Origin of the sequence: Mesorhizobium sp. M1348, assembly GCF_040317925.1 — a bacterium.
In the GTDB taxonomy this organism is placed as follows: domain Bacteria; phylum Pseudomonadota; class Alphaproteobacteria; order Rhizobiales; family Rhizobiaceae; genus Mesorhizobium.
Genome location: NZ_JAMYLH010000034.1, coordinates 1 through 19,688, shown reverse-complemented (window position 1 = coordinate 19,688; position 19,688 = coordinate 1). Strand labels below are relative to the sequence as shown.

The window sequence follows — 19,688 nt, the reverse complement described above, 5'->3', positions numbered from 1 at the left end:
CTCCCCTGGCAATATGGCCTTGCAACGTAGCCGTAAGCATCGCTCGGCGCGTCGTCGCCAGCCTCACGATTCCAGCTCTCGCATCAATCTCAAGTGACAGCCGCCTTGATGGCGAAGCGCGCATCCTTCCACGCACCGGTGCGCAGAATGTCCTCAAGCACTTCGACGGCCTGTCAGACATCGGCATAGCCGACATAGAGCGGGGTGAAGCCGAACCGCATGGTGGATGGCGCGCGAAAATCGCCGATCACGCCACGTTCAATCAGCGCGCGCATGATCTGGTAGCCATGCTCGTGCATGAATGAAATCTGGCTGCCGCGTTTTTCCGCGTCGCGCGTGCTTTCGAGCGTTAGCCCGTAAGCGCCGCACCTTGCCTCGACAAGCTCGATGAACAGATCGGCCAGCGCGATGCTCTTCTTGCGCACCGCCGTCATGTCGACATCGTTCCAGATGTCGAGCGCGCCCTTCAGCGTGCGCATCGACAGGACCGGCTGCGTGCCGCACAGAAACCGGCGGATGCCGGTGCCGGCCGCATAGCCTGGCTCGAAGGCGAAGGGCCGTGCATGGCCCCACCAGCCGGTGAGCGGCTGCTGGATGTCGGCAAGATGCCGCTCAGCCGCATAGATGAAGGCAGGCGCGCCCGGTCCGCCATTCAGATATTTGTAGGTGCAGCCAACGGCAAAATCGGCGTTTGCCTTGTCGAGCTCGACTGGCATCGCGCCGGCGGTGTGGCAGAGATCCCAGACGATCATCGCCCCGGCCTCCTGGGCCCCGCGCGTCAGCCCCGGCATGTCGCGCAGTTCGCCCGACTTGTAGTTGACGTGGTTGACCAGCACCACGGCAGTGCGTTCGTCGATCAGCTCTTCGATGGTCGGCGCGTCGACCCCCGAGAGGCGCAGCAGCGTATCTTTTCGCGTCGAAACCACACCTTCAGCCATGTAAAGGTCTGTCGGAAAGCTATCGCCCTCGGCGACGATGACCCGCCGCTGCGGACGCATGGCCATGGCGGCGTGCAGCAGCTTGTAGATGTTGACCGACGTCGTGTCGCAGACCACCGTCTGGCCGGTCGCGGCACCGATCAGGCGCCCGAGCTGGTCGCCAAGTTCAAGCGGCATGTTGAACCAGCCGGCCGTGTTCCATGCGCGGATGAGATCATGCGACCATTCCTCGGTCGCGGCCTTGTACAGTTCATCGAAAGCGGCACGTGAAGCAGCTCCTAGCGAATTGCCGTCGAGATAGATCACTCCTTGCGGCAACACAAAACGGTCGCGCATCGCGCGCAGCGGATCTGCGGCATCCATCGCCTTTATGGCCGCGAGATCGGGAATTCCTGTCATGATTTGCCTGCTCCCCCAAAGATTCAACGCAACGCCGGACACGCATCGACTGTTCTTCCATTACCGGGTAGCGCGCAGCAAGGCTCCACCAGCGAGAAGCAGCCTGACCAGGCGGTGGAAACCCGGAGTTAACCCGAGGTTGGCGTTTTGAGTTCGTTTCGTTCACGGTGCATTGACCAAACCGCACAGTCGATACGGGTTCAATTCCGTGCCCTTTTGCCGACCGACGGCCGATGCCAGTGGCGCCTTCTAGGAAGCCAGAAGGGCGCAAACGACAGCAGAATCAAGGCGATGAGGCTCGCGGCGGGTGAAAATGCGGCATTCCGGTAGGGGCGTGGTTTGTTTCCCGAGCCTTAACGCATTCATTAAACTTTAAACAGTTGCGGAACACAACTGGAACAGATAGTGTTTGTTCTGGGTTTGTTTTTCTGATTCTGTTGGGGGTCGCTATGCTGACACGCAAACAACACGAACTGCTTATGTTCATCCACGAAAGGTTGAAGGAAAGCGGTATTCCGCCCTCCTTCGACGAGATGAAGGAAGCGCTCGACCTGGCTTCCAAATCGGGAATCCATCGGCTGATAACGGCGCTGGAGGAGCGCGGCTTCATTCGCCGTTTGCCCAACCGGGCCCGTGCGCTGGAGGTGCTGCGCCTGCCTGACTCGATCGCCCCCGGCCTCAATGCGGCACGCAAGTTCTCGCCGAGTGTCATCCAGGGCAGTCTTGGGCAAGGTGCCCCTCGGCAGGGCAAGCCGACATCGTCGCGCGTCCCTGCAGCCGGCAATGACGACGATGTCGTCGCCGCCGTTTCGATCCCGGTGATGGGCCGCATCGCCGCCGGTGTGCCGATCGACGCCATCCAGCACCAGACGCATTCGATTTCGGTGCCGCCGGATATGATCATGGGCGGCGAGCATTATGCGCTCGAGGTCAAAGGCGATTCGATGATCGAGGCTGGCATTTTCGACGGCGACACGGTGATCATCCGCAATGCCGATACGGCGAGCCCCGGTGAGATCGTGGTGGCACTGGTCGACGAGGAGGAAGCGACGCTGAAGCGGTTCCGCCGCAAGGGCGCCTCGATCGCCCTGGAAGCCGCCAATCCGGCCTACGAGACGCGCATCTTCGGACCAGACAGGGTCAAGGTGCAAGGCAAGCTCGTCGGACTGATCCGCCGCTACTGAGCTCCGCCCTTGGCGCCGGCTTTGGGTTTGTCGGCCCTGCGGTATGGCGGCAGGCCCCGCGCCGCGCGTGAAAATTTCCGCTGCACGTGCCAGGGCCGGTATGATTTTTCGACGGCAAAGCGGATTTCGGCGCGTGTTGCCGCTTGTGGATCGAAATAGACGGCCGCACTTCCCGCGCGCGCCAGTTGCCGTTTGGTGACGACGAGGACCAGCCGGTCGTAGTAGCAGGGATTATGGGCGGTGGCGTCGTCGATGACGATCAAGCTGGCAAAGGCGCAGGCTGGCCGTGCAGTATCGCGGTCCTTGGCTTGCGCGATGATCGCGCCGGATGGATGCCTGGCGAGGCAGAGGCCGTCCGTGCAAATGAACGGCATGCCCGGCGGTAGGTCGGCCGGATCGGCAATGTCGAATTGCGGATCGTTCTTTCCAGGTGTTTCCGGCGCGACGATAGCCTCTGATGTGAGCGCGCGTTTCCAGTTGTCGATGGTGAACTCATTCGGGCGTGCCCGGTTGACCGCGAGTTCACCGCTGCCGATCGGCAGCGCGACCAGCCGTGCGTCCTCCGAGATCAATACATCGGGTACGCGCGTCTGCGTTGTCGTTAGCAAGCCGGCGAGCGCAAAAGGAAGTGCCGCGAGCCGCAACCAGGTCGTCGCCATGCTGGCAATGACGAGGGCGATCGTCACCAAAAGGACGGATCTCAGCGAAATCAGCCCGACCGCATCGATCGGCGAGCGCTCGGAGATCCACCCGGACAGGGCGATCATCGCCGTCAGCCCCTTGCCCATCACGTAGAGGAAAGGCCCATCCGCGCCGAACGGCATCGCCAGCGCACTGAGGACGGCGAAGGGCATGACGACCAGTGAGACGATAGGCATGATGGCCAGATTGGCGAACAGGCTGAGCGGCGCCACGCGCTGGAAATGCCATATGGCGAAAAGCGCCGTGGCGCTCCCTGCAATGATCGAGGTCATCGCCAGGCCGCCCATGCCCAGCAGGACCTTTCGAGTGGCAAAGCGTAGCGGCGACCGCCGGGGCGGCGGCGTGGTGGCCCTGCCGGCGCGGTAATCAGACCAGCCTGCATAGGCGCCGACAAGGGCCGCCGTCGCGGCGAAGGACATCTGGAAGCTCGGACCGACCACCTCGTGCGGCGACACCAGAATGACGGCGATGGCCGAGATCGCCAGGTTGCGCATGGTGAGCGCGGTCCGGTCGAACAGCACGGCGATAAGCATCACCGCCAGCATGATGAAGCTGCGTTCGGCCGCTACCACAATGCCGGAAAAGACGAGGTAGGCCGCAATCGAAAAAAGCGCGGCGGCCGCGGCATATTTCTTGACCGGCCGTCGCGATGAGAAATCGGGAAACAGCGCAAAGGCGCCGCGTAGCAGCGCCATGATGGTGCCGGCGACCAACGCCATATGCAGCCCCGAGATGGAGATGATGTGGTAGATGCCTGTGCGCCGCATCGCTTCGTTGATCTCCTCGGGAATGCCGGCGCGCACGCCGACGATTAGCGCAGCAGCAATCTCGCCCTCGGCGCCGCCGATGCGGCTGCGGATATGGTCGGCGATGGATTCGCGCGCGTCTTCGATCGCGGAAGAAAGCCGCGCGGCAAGCGGCATGCTGCCCGACGACACGACTTTCGGATTGCCGAGAAAAAAGCCGCTGCCGCCGATACCGGCGAAATAGCTGTCGAAGGAGAAATCATAGCTGTCGGGCCGCACCGGCCCGGTCGGCGGCAGCAGCCGCACATAGCCGGCGATCTCGGAACCGGCGGTCAGCTCAGCCGGTATCTTCATCGCCGAAACGCGGACCCGTTCCGGCATGTAGCGCAGTGTCGGCCTGGCGGTTGAGATCACATCGATCGTCAGCCTGATGCGGCCGCTCGCCATGGGCTCGTACGATACGACGCGACCGGTCAGCCGCGTCGAGATTTCGGAACCGAGCATATGCGTCCCGACACGCCAGGTCTCGAACTTGGCGGCAAGCACGCCAAGCGCGCAGAGCAACGCCACCATGAAGCACAGGCGCGTCCTGGGCCATGACCGCGAGACGACCGCACAAAGGGCTGCCAAGGCGACGATAGCTATCGGCTGTGGGAAGGCCAGCTCGGCCGCCATCGCGAAATACACGACCACCCCGCATGCGAGGAACACCGGCACCAGCAGGAAGGCGACGCCGCGGTCGAGTTCCAGGCCGGCCGCCGAGGTTACGCTGTTGCGGATACGGGACGGTGACGGAAGGCGGAAACGCCGGCGTAGGCGCACGATGGACTCGACCGCGGGCACGGGAACCGTTGCAGGGTCGCTGGCCGGCAGCGACGGAGCATCGAAGCGCGGAGCGGGCAGCAATGCCGGTGTCGGCAGGACAGGCAGGGGAGCGGCAAACAGCAAGCGTTCGCTGACGCCGCTACCAGCGTCCTCGCCCTCGCCCGCACCACGGCCTCGCACAGCCATCGGGTCTGCCCCTTGCGCCCTCGACCTCCTATGCTACATGAACGCGCAATGCGCGAAAGTCCGCAAACCCACTTCCTTCGCCCGCCTGAGAGTACCATGCCCGATAAGGTCGTCACCCGTTTTGCCCCCTCGCCCACCGGCTATCTGCACATTGGCGGCGCGCGCACGGCGCTGTTCAACTGGCTGTATGCCAAGCACACAGGCGGCACGATGCTGCTGCGCATCGAGGACACCGACCGCGAGCGCTCCACCGATGCGGCAACCGCGGCCATTCTCGACGGGCTTTCCTGGCTTGGCCTGACATGGGACGGCGAGCCGGTGTCGCAGTTCGAGCGTGCGCCGCGCCATCGCGAGGTGGCCGAGGAGCTCGTTCGCATAGGCAAGGCCTATTATTGTTATGCGACGCCTGCCGAGCTGGAAGCAATGCGCGAGAGCGCACGGGCCAAGGGGCTGCCTCCCCGCTATGATGGACGCTGGCGCGACCGCGACCCGTCGGAGGCGCCGGCCGGCGCCAAGGGGGCGATCCGCATCAAGGCGCCGACAGGCGGCGAGACGGTGGTGCATGACCGCGTCCAGGGCGACGTGCGCTTTCCCAACAAGGATCTCGACGATTTCATTATTCTGCGCTCGGACGGCAATCCAACCTACATGCATGCCGTCGTCGTCGACGATCACGACATGGGCATCACCCACATCATCCGCGGCGACGATCATTTGACCAACGCCGCACGCCAGACCGTAATCTACCAGGCCATGGGCTGGGAGGTGCCGTCGATGTCGCATATCCCGTTGATCCACGGTGCCGACGGCGCCAAGCTGTCGAAGCGGCACGGTGCGCTTGGCGTCGAGGCCTATCGCGCCATGGGCTACCTGCCGGAGGCGCTGCTCAACTATCTGGCGAGGCTTGGCTGGAGCCACGGCGACGATGAGATCATGTCGATCGCCGACATGATCTCATGGTTCGACATTGGCGACGTCAACAAGGGCGCCGCCCGTTTCGACTTCGCCAAGCTCGAAGCGCTCAACGGCGTGCACATGCGCCGCATGAACGAGGCAGCGCTGCTCGACGTCTTCATCGCCACTCTGCCCTATCTAGAAGGCGGCCCGGCAATCGCCGCGCGCCTCGACGACAGACGCAAGGCGCAACTGCTTGCCGCTTTGCCGGGCCTGAAGGAGCGCGCCAAGACGCTGGTCGAACTTGTTGAAGGGGCTGCATTCCTGTTCGTCGAGCGGCCGCTTCCGGTCGACGAGAAGGCGGCGGCGCTGCTCAGCGGTGAGGCGCGCGCGATCCTGCGGGGCGCTCATGCGGCACTAGCGACGGTTTCGGACTGGTCTGCCGCCTCAGCGGAAGCCGCGATCCGCGACTATGCGCAGGCCGGCGGCCATAAACTCGGCTCCGTGGCCCAACCTTTGCGCGCCGCGCTCACTGGCAAAAGTACCTCGCCAGGTGTCTTTGATGTGCTTGCCGTGCTGGGCCGCGAGGAAAGCCTGGGGCGGATCGCTGATCAAATCGATTAGCAAACTGGCCCAAGAAGATTGGCATTGAAAGGTGCGTTTCGCAGTGCAACATTGGGTCTTGGCCTAATCTGGCGCGCAGATTCAATTGCGGGCGCAAATGTGCGTGTTCCGATGCTTTTGACGTGTTGGGTTCAGATATTTTGCCTTTGCCGGCCTGAGGAAACAAAAAGGAGTTTGCTATGACCGAACCTGCGACAAAAATGGAATTTGGCGGCAAAACCCAGGCATCGACGGCAAAGCTGGAACTCGGCGGCAAAACCCATGAATTCAAGATACGAAGTGGTTCGGTAGGACCTGACGTCATCGACATCGGTTCGCTCTACAACACCACCGGCGTCTTTACCTACGATCCCGGCTTTACGTCGACGGCGAGCTGCGAGTCGGAAATCACCTTCATCGATGGCGATGCCGGCATTCTCTTGCACCGCGGCTACCCGATCGACCAATTGGCCGAGCACGGCGACTTCCTCGAAGTCTGCTATCTCTTGCTCTATGGTGAACTACCGACCAAGGCGCAGAAGGACGATTTCGACTACCGGGTGACGCGCCACACCATGGTGCATGAGCAGATGTCGCGCTTTTTCACCGGCTTCCGCCGTGATGCGCATCCGATGGCGGTGATGTGCGGCGTGGTCGGCGCGCTGTCGGCCTTCTATCACGATTCCACCGACATCTCGGACCCTTATCAACGCATGGTCGCCTCAATGCGGCTGATCGCCAAGATGCCGACGATCGCGGCGATGGCCTATAAATACCACATCGGCCAGCCGTTCATTTATCCGAAGAACGAGCTGAATTTCGCAGCCAACTTCCTGCATATGTGCTTCGCCGTGCCTTGCGAGGAATACAAGATCAATCCGGTGCTGGCGCGCGCGATGGAGCGCATCTTCATCCTGCACGCCGATCACGAACAGAACGCCTCGACTTCGACCGTCCGCCTGGCCGGCTCATCGGGCGCCAATCCCTTTGCCTGTATCGCTGCCGGTATCGCCTGCCTGTGGGGTCCCGCACATGGCGGCGCCAACGAGGCAGCCCTGAACATGCTGGGCGAGATCGGCCATGTCGATCACATCCCGGAATTCATTGCGCGCGCCAAGGATAAGAACGATCCGTTCCGATTGATGGGCTTTGGCCACCGCGTTTACAAGAACTACGATCCGCGCGCCAAGATCATGCAAAAGACCGCGCACGAAGTCCTGGGCGAGCTCGGCATCAAGGACGATCCGCTGCTCGACATCGCCATGGAGCTGGAAAAGATTGCGCTGACCGATTCCTATTTCATCGAGAAGAAGCTCTATCCCAACGTCGATTTCTATTCCGGCATCACGCTGAAGGCGCTGGGCTTCCCCACCACCATGTTCACCGTGCTGTTCGCGGTCGCCCGCACCGTCGGCTGGATCGCGCAGTGGAAGGAGATGATCGAGGACCCGCACCAGAAGATCGGTCGCCCGCGCCAGCTTTATACCGGCGCGCCGGAACGGGATTATGTGCCGATCGCGAAGCGGTGAATGGTGAATGGTGAATGGTGAATGGTGAATGGTGAATGGTGAATGGGAGTAGCAAAGCGTCGCTCCCTGTCTATAGAACTACTATTCACTATTCACTATTCACTATTCACTCACTTCCTCACCATCCCCATCACCACCCCCGCCGCCATCTCGCCTGACGGCTTGTCGGTTGCCATACGCCCGGCAATGTCGGCAAAACCGTCCTGCTGCCAGGCGCGGTAGGCGGTGTCGAAGAACAGCGCCTCCAGTTGCCGCGCCAGATAATGCGGCCGCACATATTGATTGTAGTGTTCCGGCACAACCGGCCGGTCGGCGATGAGATTGGGCAAGGCTGCGCTCCATACTTTGATCAGCGGCTGCACCATGCGCATGACCGGATCGAGCCGGTAGCAGGAGATCATCGGCACACCCGCCAGTGCCAGTTCCAGCGATACCGTCCCCGACGCGATCAGCGCCGCATCGGCCTTGCCGAAGGCCTGCCATTTGCGTTCGGCATCAAGGATGATCTCCGGCTTCTCGTCCCAGCTCGCGACCGAGGACCTGACCAGGTCGGCGACGTGCGGCACCGTCGGCAACAGCAGGCGCAAGCGGTGCCCGCGCGCCCGCAGGATCGACACCGTTTCGCCGAACGGCCCAACCAGGCGCCGCACCTCACCACGACGCGAACCGGGCAATACAAGCAACGTTTTGACGTGATCTGCGGACAGGTCACGCGGCTGCGCCTGCGCCCTGGCGGCACTGATTATGCCCGGATCGTGTGCAAGGCGATGCCCGACATAAGTGCCGGGCGGCCCGCCCAGGCGGGCGAGTTCCTTCACCTCGAACGGCAGGATGCAAAGGATGTGATCTACATATGGCCTCATCGCCGGCGCCCTGCCCGGCCGCCAAGCCCAAACGCTCGGGCAGACATAATGGACGATCGGGATCGTCGGGTCGGCAGCACGCACCTTCTTGGCGACGCGCAGCGAGAAATCCGGACTGTCGATGGTGATAAGGCAATCGGGCTTTTCACCGGCAATCGCGTTTGCCGTCTGGCCGATCCGCCGCATCAGGCGCGGCAAGTCGCGCAGGATGGCGCTAAGCCCCATCAGTGCGATCTCGCTGCCGTCGAACAATGGCGCCAGGCCGAGCGCCTGCAAATGGCGGCCGCCGATGCCGACAAGCCGAACTTCGCGCCCGGTCATGCGCTTTAACGCCTGCACAAGGTCGGCGCCAAGCAGGTCGCCGGACTCTTCGCCGGCGACGACGGCTATCTTCAACGGCCGGTCATTCGCCATGCGCCGGCTCCGCAGCAGGCAGGCCGACCACGAAAAGGCCGAGCGCGTTGGCACGTCCGATGGTGGCGGGACCTTCGAGCACCAGCGAGCGACCGGCTTCGACGGCAATGCCGGCCAGTCCGGCGGCATGCGCCGCATCGACGGTCAGCGGACCGATAGAGGGCAGATCGGCGCGCAGTTCCTGACCAGGCTTGGCGCATTTGACCAAAACACCACGGCTCCTGCCAGCCAGCCTGCCGTGCCCGCGTAACTGTTTTGTCCGCTCGAGCAGCCCGTCGGTGCCTTCGACGCCTTCCAACGCAATGGCGCGGCCACCGACCGCAACAGCCGCCTGGCCGATATCCAGCGCGCCAATTGCTTTTGCTGCAGCGTGCGCCGCCTCGATGTCGCGCCAGTCGGATTTGCGTGGCGCCGCCTTGGTCAGCAGGCCTTCGGCGGCGACCAGCTCCGGCACGATCTCGTGAGCGCCGACGACCTTGATGCCGCTGCGCTCGATCCTGCGCACGAACAGTTTCAGCACCGTATCGTCCCCCCGGGTTACACCGACGAAGAGGCTGGGCAGCCAGGCGAGCAGGCCCAAATTGAGGCGCATGGCGCTCAGCCTGGGGCGGCGCGTGATATGACCCGCGGTCACCAGATGCGTAACGTGATGCCGCTTGAGCATCGGCAACAGCGAGCCGACGTCTTCCAGCCTCAAGGTTGCCTGCTCATAGGGCTCGAAATCGGCTATGCGGTCGACCTCGCCCGCCGCCATCACGACGAATGGCAATTTGCCTTGCCGGGCGAGCGCTCGGGCAATTTCGACCGGGAGACTGCCGCCGCCGGCGATGATGCCGACCTTGGCATCTGGCGCGAGATCAAGGCCCTTTCCGGCAGCCTCAATCTTCGTCATCTGCTCTCAGTCTTCATCATCGGTATCGTCGCCGTCGCCACCCTTGAGCGACGGCACGGCATAGTGCCGCTTGCCGCGACCGGCGATGAAATCGACGATCTTCATGGCAGTCGGCGACGAGGCGAACTCCGCCTTGGCGAATTCGATGTTTTCGCCGACGGTCCGAGAACGATCGAAGATCGTCTTATAGGCTTTGCGCAGCAAGTGGATCTCCGAACGCGGCAAGCCGGCGCGCTTCAGGCCAATGATATTGAGGCCGCGAAGGCTGGCACGGTTGCCAACGGCGATGGCGTAGGGAATGACGTCGCCGACGATCGCCGAGCAGCCGCCGAGAAAGGCGTTATCGCCGATGCGTACAAACTGATGAACCGCGGTAAGGCCCCCGATGTAGACATTGTCACCGACTTCGCAATGCCCGCCTAACGTCGCTTGATTGGCGAAGGTGGCGTTCTTGCCGACCACGCAGTCATGGGCAATGTGGGCATAGGCAAGGAAATTGCCGTTGTTGCCGATCGTCGTTTCGCCCCGGCTGGAATCGGTGCCGACATGCATGGTGACGCCTTCGCGGATCGTGCAGTTCTCGCCGATCACCAGCATGGTACGGCCGCCCTTGTGCTTGGTGTTCTGCGGCGGCCCGCCCAGTATCGCCATCGGATAGACCTTGGTCGATGCACCGATGGTGGTCGCGCCCATCACCGAGACATGGCTGACCAGTTCGACACGGTCGCCGATCACGGCGTCGGGGCCGACGTGGCAGAAGGGTCCGATGCGGGCGCCTTCGCCGATTTGGGCGCCTGCCTCGATGACCGACGATGGATGGATGACTGTCTGGATTTTCATTAGCATTCGTTTGTCAGCCGCTTGCGACCATCATCGCCGAGATCTCGGCTTCCGCCGCCTTGGCGCCATCGACGAGGGCCTCGCAAGCGAATTTGAGAAGATTGCCGCGTTTCTTGATTTTCTTCACATGAATTTTCAACTGGTCGCCTGGAACGACCGGCTTGCGGAACTTGGCATTGTCGATGGTCAGGAAATAAACCAGCGACGGCTTTTCCGTACCGAGGCTGCGGATGCAGATGGCGCCGGCCGTCTGCGCCATCGCCTCGATGATCAGCACGCCGGGCATGACCGGCTGGTCGGGGAAATGACCTTGGAAATGCGGCTCGTTTATGGTGACGTTCTTGATGCCGATGGCGGATTCGTCGCCATCTATGTCGACAATACGGTCGATCATCAGGAACGGATAGCGGTGCGGCAGGAGCTTCATCAGCCGCATTATGTCAACCGCTTCGAGCGTCGCCGCTGCGATGTCAGCCATTTCCCCCCTCACCCTGTTTGCGCGTCCGTGCAAGTCTGCGCAAGGCCGCTATCTCGCGCATGGCTTCCGCCATCGGCTGCGCCGGATATCCTCCCCAAATCTCACCGGCAGGCACATTGCTCATAAACCCGCTTCTTGCCGCAAGCTTGGCCCCGGACCCGATGGTCAAATGATCCGCAAGGCCGACGCCGCCACCCATGGTGACGTTGTCGCCTACCGTCACGGAACCGGAAATACCCGAAAGCCCGGCTATTATGCAATTGCGGCCGATGCGAACGTTGTGCGCGATCTGCACCAGATTGTCGATCTTGGTGCCCTGGCCGATGATCGTGTCGGACATGGCGCCGCGATCGACGGTGGTATTCGAGCCGATCTCGACATCGTCCTGGATGATGACGCGGCCGATCTGCGGAACCCGCTCCGGACCCTTGGCGCCGGCTACGAAACCGAAGCCATCCTGGCCGATCCTGGCACCGCCATGGATGATGACGCGATTGCCGATCAACGCATATTGCACGCTGGCACCTGGACCGACATAGCCGTCGCGGCCGATCTGAGAGGACGGACCGATGACCGCATGCGGAGCAATGACGGTTCCGCTGCCGATGGCAGCGCGCGGTCCGATGACCGCACCCGCTTCGATGATCGCGCCGGCCTCGACATGGGCGGTCGCATCGATATGGGCGTGCGGCGAGATACCGGTTTCGCCGGTCATCGGTCCAGGCGTCGCAGCCGCGGGGAAAAGCAGGCGCCCTACCATTGCGAAAGCCTGCTGCGGGCGCGGATGCACCAGAACCGCGATGCCCACCGGCGCCTTGCCGGCAAATTCCGCAGGGCAGAGAACCGCTGCCGCCCGCAGTGACTGCATCAGCGCGAAATTGCGCCTGCCATCGACGAAGACAAGCGCGTTCTCGCCGCCTTCGTTGGCGGGCGCCAGAGCCTCGATCGATACATCGGAGAGACCGGAATCGACAAGTATCGAGCCGGTCAGATTCGCGACTTCGCCGGCCGTATACCGGCGTGATGGCGCGAAGAACACCGGATCGGTCATTCCAGAAGCAATATCCAGCTAGCGCATGACCCCGAAATCGGAAATCGATCCTCGGAAAGGATCATGCGCAAATCAAAGTGCTACAACGTCCTTTGCGCGTCCGCTAGGACGCGCTGCGCTGTAGTTTCGGATCACTGCCATCCGGATCCAAACGAGCCGGAAGCATCGTTACCCACGCATCAGAAGCGGGTCGATATGCCGAAGTTGAATTCCTGCACGTCGTCGGTCTTTTCCTTCTTGACCGGGATCGCATAGTCGATGCGGATCGGGCCGAAAGGCGATGCCCACATCAAACCGACACCGACGGAAGCGCGCCATTCCATGCCGGTTGTCGAAGAATTGACAAGGCCACTTGCGATTTTGCTGCCGTAGAGCGTTGCCGCATCGGCGAACACAGCGCCACGCAAACCGAAGCTTTCGGGGATGACCGGCAGCGGGAACTGCGCTTCCGCCGAGGCATTGAAGTAGGTGGTGCCGCCGAGATGGTCATTGCTGTTGTCCGAAGCAACCGGGCCGATGCCGCCGTATTCGAAGCCGCGGATCATACGGTCGCTGCTCTGGAAATGGTCGAAGACGCGCAGATCGCCGTTGCCATACCCTTGGACATGACCGGCGCCGCCCGAAATGAGGCCCACCAGATCCAATTGTTCGGACAGCGTCTGATAGATGCTGCCGCGCGCCGTAACCTTGATGAACTTGGCGTCGCCGCCGAGGCCTGCCACTTCCGTGCCGACATTGGCATAGATACCGTCATGCGGGTTCTTCATGTCATCGATCGTATTGTAGATCAGGCCGAGACTGACCGAAGACTTGAGCCATGGGCTCTCGTTGACGCCGTTTTGGATCGCCTGGGACACGTCGCAACCGGCCGATGGGTCGCAGCCCTTGTCGAACTCGTACTTCTCTTGCGCGATGTTATACGCCAGCTGCGTCGAGATATTGTCGGTGATCGGCAGGCCGAAGCGAACGGTCGCGCCTGTCGTGTCGCTGTCGTAATGGTCGTAGTTTCGGCTTTGCTTGTAGATGTCGAAGCCGGCCGCGATGCGGCGTCCGAGGAAATAGGGTTCGGTGAAAGAGAAGCTGTAGTCGCGCGAGTTCTTGCCACCGCCCGCCGCCACCTTGATGAATTGGCCGCGACCGAGGAAGTTGCGCTCACTGATGGAGCCTTCGACGGACGGACCTGACGTTTCACCGCCGCTCGAATAACCGGCGCCGACGGTGAACTCACCGGTCGATTTCTCGACCACGTCGACCACCAGCACAACCTGGTCCGGCTCAGAACCCGGAACGGTAGAGATTTCGACTTTCTCAAAATAATCGAGCGCTTCCAGCCGCCTCTTCGCGCGCTGGATGAGGACCTGATTGAAAGCGTCACCTTCGCTGACATCGAACTCGCGGCGAATGACGTAGTCGCGAGTCCGATCGTTGCCGCGAATCTCGATGCGCTCGATATAGGCCTTGGTACCCTGGTCGACCGTATAGACGACCGAGATCGTGTGGTTCTCGAAGTTGCGGTCGCCGCGCGGCGTCACCTGGGCGAAGGCATAGCCGGACCCAGCCACCTTCTCGGTCAGCGCGATGATCGTGTCCTCGACGTTCTTGGCGTTGTAGACATCGCCCTTGTGGGTCTCGACTACTGATTCAAGCGACTTGCTGTCGACCTCGGGGATCGTGCTTTCGACGCTGACATCCCCGAACGTATAACGCTCGCCCTCCTGCACCGTGATGGTGACGGTGTATTTGTTGGTGGTGTCGTCGAGTTCGCCGACGGCCGAGACGACCTGGAAGTCCGCATAGCCGTGATTGTAATAGAAGCGGCGCAGCAGCTCCTGGTCGGCGCGCAGCTTGTCCTCGTCATAAACGTCGTCGCGCAGCACGAACGAAAGGAAGGACGAGCGCTTGGTGGAGATAATGTCCGACAGCCGGCGGCTCGAATAGGCGCTGTTGCCGACGAAATTGATCGCTGCGATCTGGGTGCGGCCGCCTTCGTTGATGTTGAAGACCACGTTTACGCGGTTGTCGCCGAGATCCATGATCTGGGTGGTCACGGCGGCGTCGTCGCGGCCGATACGCCGGTATGCGGCCTTGACCGCCTCGACATCGGCGTCGAGCTGCTGTTGCGAGAAGGTGCCGCGCGGCTTCAACTGCACCGCGGCTTCAAGCGCGTTGTCCTTGAGCTTCTTGTTGCCCTGGAACAGCACCTGGTTGACGACCTGGTATTCGGACACCTTGATGACCAGCGTCGATCCAACCTGGTTGATCTGCACGTCCGAAAACAGCCCGGTGCCGAACAGCGCCTTGACCGCATCGTCAATGTCCGAACTGGAAAACGCCTTGCCGGGCTTGATCGTCACGTAATTGCGGATGGTGTCCGCGTCGACACGCTGATTGCCGGTGACTTCGACTCTGGAGACGACACCCGCCTCGGCGGCCGATGTGGCAACGAACTGCACTGCGAGCGCGCCTGGTACAACCAGAGCGGCGGACATAGCCACCGCGGACGCGGCGCTCAGAAACTTGGATGCTGCCTTCATCGGGCTTTTGTACCTTTTCTCGAAGTCCCCACGGCGAGAAAACCGGACGTGCGGTAATTTCCCCTACCGTATTAACCGGATTTTCCCTACACGCAAGGCTTCTGGTTAATTTGTATTTACTTAACCCTGCGGCGTGGCTTTCGCGTCACGCATATCCCCACGCATGGTAAACGGCGTCTCAACATTGCTCGTGCCGAAGCCAAATTCCTTCATGATTTCAGCACCCAAACAGATCGTTCCAGAAAACAAAGCCCATGAACCCGAGCACCAATATGAGGCCGCTTCGGTAAGCCATTTCCATCATGCGTTCGGACACCGGCCGCCGGATGACAGCCTCCACGCCGTAGAACAGAAGATGCCCTCCGTCGAGGGGGGGAATCGGCAAAAGGTTGAGAATCCCTATCCCGACTGACAGGAATGCAACAAGCTGCACGAGCCATTCAAAGCCAAGCTTTGCCGCCTGACCCGACATCTTGGCGATCTTGATGGGGCCGCCCAGCTGGCACTTGTCCTCGCGACCGACAACGAAACGTTGCAGGAACTGGCCGGTACGCTGGATGACGTGTCCGGTTTCCTGGACCGCTGCCCCGACCGCCCCGGCCGGACTATAGGTGATCAGCCGTGGCTGGCCGAGTTCCTTGTTGTTGACGACGCCGATCACGGCCACCTGGACCTTGTTGCCCAGTGCGTCTTGTTGTTCCATCAAGCGCGGCGTCGCCGTGACGGTGATTTCCTTGCCGCCGCGTAGCATGACGAAGGTGATGCTGTCGCCGGCGCGGCCGGAAACCAGACGCTGGACGTCGGCAAAGGTCTCGACCTTGCTGCCGTCGACGCTGACGAATCGGTCGCCGGGCATGATGCCGGCCGCGGCGGCCGGACTGCCGACGGTGACCTCAGCCACCATCGGCTCCAGCACGGGCCGGCCATGGACGGAAAATAGCACGGCAAAGACGGCGATCGTCAGCAGGAAGTTGAACAGCGGCCCCGCCACGACGGTCGCCGCCCGCTTCCAGATCGGCTGCGTGTGGAAGGCAACCTTGCGTTCTTCATCGCTCAGCGCCTCGATCTCCTCCGAGCTGGGCTGGCTCGATGTCGCGTTCATGTCGCCGACGAACTTGACGTAGCCGCCGAGCGGTATGGCGCAAAGCTTCCAGCGCGTGCCGCGGCTATCGTTGAAGCCTATGATCTCAGGGCCGAAACCGATCGAGAAAGCTTTTGCGCCGATACCGCACCAACGCCCGACGAGGTAATGGCCCATTTCGTGGACAAAAACGACCACGGTCAGCACGAACAGGAAAGGCACCAGCGTGCCGAGGACAAAGCCCTCTGTGCTGAAAACCGCGTGAAGAATCTCGTTCAATTCATGCCCTCAAATTCATCCACGGCACAGATCACGCCGCGACTGTGACATCAATCCAGGCGAATCCATGACGCAGCCCCGCGCCCGGCCCACCGACGATGCCGCTCAAACCGGAAACAGCCCCTGTGCCGGATGATCGGCGGTCGCGGCAATCCAGCCGATGACGTATAGGGCGAAAGCCGCCGCGACAAGCCCATCGACCCGGTCCATGATGCCGCCGTGGCCGGGTATCAGCGTGCCGGAATCTTTACGGCCGTGGCGTCGCTTGACCCATGATTCGAACAGATCGCCGGCCTGCGCGACGATCGAAAGTACCAGTGCGACCACGCCAAGCACGACGAGGTTGCCCGTTCCGGCTACGGCGGCCAGAAGCAGCCCGGCCACTACGCCGCCGACCACCCCACCGAGCGCCCCGCTCCGCGTCTTGCCCGGCGAGATCGACGGCGCCAGCCTTGGGCCGCCGACGGAGCGGCCGACGAAATAGGCAAAAATATCGGTCGCCCAAACCACGGCGAATAGGAACAGAATGGCTAGCAGCCCGGAAAGGTCGCCGTCGCGCAGCAAAGCCAGCGACAGGCCGGACGCGGCCGCATAGGCCAGGCCGGATGCTTCCCACGGTCCTGCCCTGCGCATGAAAGCCGCGACGGCAGCGACAGCAACCAGAGCCGCGACGAGCGGCAGCAGCAAAGACGCAGGCAGGCTGGCGACGAGGGCACCAATAAAGACCACGATCAGCGCCTCGGGCAGAAAGCCGAGACCTGCCGTAGCATTAGCACCTGCCGGGGCAACGGGGCGGCTCATCCGCGTCCACTCGTAGAAGATCCCCGCCGCCATGGCAGCGCAAAGCAACCGGAAGGGCAGTCCGCCGAGCCAGGTCAGGCCAAGCGTGACGATGGCAAGCACGACGGCCGAAATGACCCGGAGCTGAAGGTTGCTCATTCCTCAGCCTGAGGCGACATCTTGGGCGGCAAGTCCACCGAAGCGGCGCTCGCGGCCGGCGAAATCGCGCAGTGCATCGGACAGGTGCTCGCGACTGAAGTCGGGCCAGTAGCAAGGCAGGAAAACGAGCTCGCTATAGGCTGCCTGCCACAACAGGAAATTGGACAGCCGAAGCTCGCCGCTGGTGCGGATGACCAGTTCCGGATCCGGAATGCCCTCTGTATCGAGCGAGCTGGCAAAGGAATCGGCCGTGATCGCCTCGCTCTCGATCTCACCGCGCGCCACCGCCGCTGCGAGCTTGCGCGCAGTGCGCACGATCTCGTCGCGCCCGCCGTAATTGAAGGCAATGACCAGTGTCAGCGCCTCGTTGCTGAGAGTGAGCGTTTCGGCTTCCTCGAGCAGGCCCCTTATGTCGGGCTGCAGCCCTGCCCTGTCACCGATGACCCTGATCCGCACCCCACTCTGGTGCAGCTCGGCGAGGTCACGTCGGATGAAAAGCTTCAGCAGGCCCATGAGGTCGCTGACTTCGGATTTCGGCCGTGACCAGTTTTCCGATGAAAAAGCATAGACCGTCAGGAAGGAGATGCCGAGGCCGGGGGCGGCGCGCACTGTCTTGCGCAGCGCCTCGACGCCGGCGCGGTGACCGGCCAGCCGCGGCAAGCCGCGCGCCTTGGCCCAGCGTCCGTTTCCGTCCATGATGATCGCGACATGCGCGGGCGTTGCCATATTCTCGCTTCCGGGCCAGCCGTGGCCAGACCCTAGACCTGCATGATTTCCGCTTCCTTATCGGAAAGCAGGTGGTCGATGGTGCTGATTGTCTCGTCGGTCAGTTTCTGAACCTGGTCGGCCCGTTTGCGATGGTCGTCCTCACTGATGTCGCCGTCCTTTTCTGCCTTTTTCAGAAAGTCCATCCCGTCCCGGCGAACGTGACGCACGGCGACGCGGGCATTCTCGGCATAACCGTGCGAGATCTTGACCAGCTCCTTGCGGCGCTGTTCGTTGAGCTCGGGCAGCGGAATCCTGAGATTGGTACCGTCGACGATAGGATTGAAGCCGAGATTGGCTTCACGGATGGCGCGGTCGACGGCGCTGACCATCGACTTGTCCCAGATCGAAACCGAAATCATGCGCGGTTCCGGCACCGACACTGTTGCCACCTGGTTGATCGGCATGGTGGTGCCATAGGCCTGCACCTGGACGGCATCGAGCAGGTTGCTCGACGCGCGGCCCGTGCGCAGCGAAGCCAGATCATGCTTGAACGCGGCGATCGCCCCGTCCATGCGCCGTTTGAGATCGTCGTATTCGCCACTCATCATCGTCTCCTCGACCCGTTAACCCGGGTTCACTGCTTAGGGTAAGCCCTGTTCGAGCCTCATCCGCAACCGGTCCCTTTCGGGTTCATGGGTCCGGTCAATCGTCTGCTACAACCGTGCAACGGCCGCCGCCCCTCAGGATATCGCCGAAACCACCCTTCTCGTGGATCGAATAGACGATTATCGGAATGTTGTTTTCGCGCGCAAGTGCAATCGCCGCCGTATCCATGATCGAAAGCCCGCGTTTGATGACTTCGTCATGGCTGATCCGCTCGAAACGTGTCGCGTGCGGGTCCTTCTTGGGATCAGCCGAATAGACTCCGTCGACCTGGGTGCCCTTGAACAGAGCATCGGCGCCGATCTCGGCGGCGCGAAGGGCTGCAGCCGAATCGGTGGTGAAGAACGGATTGCCGGTGCCGCCGGCGAAGATAACGACCTTGCCCTGGTTCATGTAGGCGGTCGCCTGACGCTGCGAAAAACTTTCGCAAAGCTCGGGCATAGCGATCGCCGACAGCACCACGGCGTCGACGCCGATCTTGTTGAGCGAGGTGCGCAGCGCCAGCGAGTTTATGACGGTGGCGAGCATGCCCATATGGTCGCCGGTAACACGGTCGCCGCCCTTCGAGGCAACCGCGACGCCACGGAAGATGTTGCCGCCGCCGATGACGACACCGACTTCGATGCCCAGTGCGCGGGCCTCGGCGATGTCGGCGGCGATGCGGTCGACCACCGATACGTCGATGCCGAAATGCTGCTCGCCCATCAACGCTTCGCCCGATGCTTTCAGCAAGACACGTCGGTAGAGGGGCTTCACCGTCATCTGGTCCTCGTCATCGTGCGTGTGACGCGTTTCGGTGCGCCCCGAAACACTGGGCGTTCCGATACACGAAGGGGGGGCCGCCGGACACCCCCGCCCCCGCCCCGAAAATGTTGAACTCGGACGGCGGAAGCCGCAAGCAAACCCCGCCCAAAAAAACAGAGAGATGAAGGCAGCGCGC

Annotated in this window: 15 protein-coding genes and 1 pseudogene; 3 read left to right on the top strand and 13 right to left on the bottom strand. The window is 62.3% G+C overall.

From position 1 onward, the window contains the following. Positions 1–89: 89 nt before the first annotated feature. Positions 90–1,337, bottom strand: a pseudogene (gene kynU / locus NKH13_RS31105) (kynureninase). A 449-nt stretch (positions 1,338–1,786) separates the two neighbouring features. Here kynU and lexA point away from each other — a divergent pair. Continuing rightward, positions 1,787–2,521 carry a transcriptional repressor LexA gene (gene lexA / locus NKH13_RS31100; protein WP_023674949.1) on the top strand — a complete coding sequence of 245 codons (735 nt, stop codon included), beginning with the start codon at positions 1,787–1,789 and terminating at the stop codon, positions 2,519–2,521. On the opposite strand, the gene NKH13_RS31095 is transcribed toward lexA, so the two are convergent. Beyond that, the gene (locus tag NKH13_RS31095; RefSeq protein ID WP_352916657.1) at positions 2,515–4,980 is read right to left on the bottom strand and encodes a ComEC/Rec2 family competence protein; all 2,466 of its coding nucleotides are present in this window, start codon (positions 4,978–4,980) and stop codon (positions 2,515–2,517) included. The two genes, lexA and NKH13_RS31095, sit on opposite strands and share 7 nt — an antisense overlap. A 96-nt stretch (positions 4,981–5,076) precedes the next feature. On the opposite strand from NKH13_RS31095, the gene gltX reads away from it, so the two are divergent. After that, positions 5,077–6,498, top strand: coding sequence for a glutamate--tRNA ligase (gene gltX / locus NKH13_RS31090; RefSeq protein ID WP_352721480.1), 1,422 nt, complete (start codon positions 5,077–5,079; stop codon positions 6,496–6,498). A gap of 179 nt (positions 6,499–6,677) precedes the next feature. Then, the gene (gene gltA / locus NKH13_RS31085; RefSeq protein ID WP_292653520.1) at positions 6,678–8,006 is read left to right on the top strand and encodes a citrate synthase; all 1,329 of its coding nucleotides are present in this window, start codon (positions 6,678–6,680) and stop codon (positions 8,004–8,006) included. 110 nt (positions 8,007–8,116) lie between these two features. Here the strand turns inward: gltA and lpxB are convergent, their stop codons facing one another. The 11 genes from lpxB to pyrH form a co-directional block, all read right to left on the bottom strand. Then, positions 8,117–9,283: a lipid-A-disaccharide synthase gene (gene lpxB, locus NKH13_RS31080; protein WP_352916655.1), complete on the bottom strand. Its 1,167-nt coding sequence runs from the start codon at positions 9,281–9,283 to the stop codon at positions 8,117–8,119. Beyond that, positions 9,273–10,175, bottom strand: a complete 903-nt coding sequence (locus NKH13_RS31075; protein WP_502908353.1) for an LpxI family protein — start codon at positions 10,173–10,175, stop codon at positions 9,273–9,275. The genes lpxB and NKH13_RS31075 overlap by 11 nt, the downstream gene beginning before the upstream one ends. 6 nt (positions 10,176–10,181) lie before the next feature. Beyond that, positions 10,182–11,015, bottom strand: coding sequence for an acyl-ACP--UDP-N-acetylglucosamine O-acyltransferase (lpxA, locus tag NKH13_RS31070; RefSeq protein WP_352721484.1), 834 nt, complete (start codon positions 11,013–11,015; stop codon positions 10,182–10,184). Positions 11,016–11,028: 13 nt separating this feature from the next. Beyond that, entirely contained in the window at positions 11,029–11,493 is a 465-nt protein-coding gene (gene fabZ / locus NKH13_RS31065) for a 3-hydroxyacyl-ACP dehydratase FabZ (protein WP_023674942.1), read from the bottom strand. Beyond that, a complete protein-coding gene (lpxD, locus tag NKH13_RS31060; RefSeq protein ID WP_352721486.1) occupies positions 11,486–12,544 on the bottom strand; it encodes a UDP-3-O-(3-hydroxymyristoyl)glucosamine N-acyltransferase in 1,059 nt (352 codons plus the stop codon). Before lpxD ends, fabZ begins: the two co-directional genes overlap by 8 nt. Positions 12,545–12,723: 179 nt before the next feature. After that, positions 12,724–15,078, bottom strand: a complete 2,355-nt coding sequence (gene bamA, locus NKH13_RS31055) for an outer membrane protein assembly factor BamA (protein ID WP_352916653.1) — start codon at positions 15,076–15,078, stop codon at positions 12,724–12,726. Positions 15,079–15,295: 217 nt separating this feature from the next. Then, positions 15,296–16,438: an RIP metalloprotease RseP gene (gene rseP, locus NKH13_RS31050; protein ID WP_352492015.1), complete on the bottom strand. Its 1,143-nt coding sequence runs from the start codon at positions 16,436–16,438 to the stop codon at positions 15,296–15,298. Positions 16,439–16,543: 105 nt separating this feature from the next. Next, positions 16,544–17,377, bottom strand: coding sequence for a phosphatidate cytidylyltransferase (locus tag NKH13_RS31045; protein ID WP_352721490.1), 834 nt, complete (start codon positions 17,375–17,377; stop codon positions 16,544–16,546). Positions 17,378–17,380: 3 nt separating this feature from the next. Continuing rightward, positions 17,381–18,103 (bottom strand): isoprenyl transferase, encoded by a 723-nt coding sequence (locus NKH13_RS31040; RefSeq protein WP_023674936.1) that lies wholly within the window; start codon positions 18,101–18,103, stop codon positions 17,381–17,383. Positions 18,104–18,135: 32 nt separating this feature from the next. Beyond that, entirely contained in the window at positions 18,136–18,690 is a 555-nt protein-coding gene (gene frr, locus NKH13_RS31035; RefSeq protein ID WP_352916652.1) for a ribosome recycling factor, read from the bottom strand. 97 nt (positions 18,691–18,787) lie between these two features. Beyond that, complete coding sequence (pyrH, locus tag NKH13_RS31030) at positions 18,788–19,510, bottom strand: UMP kinase (protein ID WP_023674934.1); 723 nt, start codon at positions 19,508–19,510, stop codon at positions 18,788–18,790. Positions 19,511–19,688: the final 178 nt, after the last annotated feature.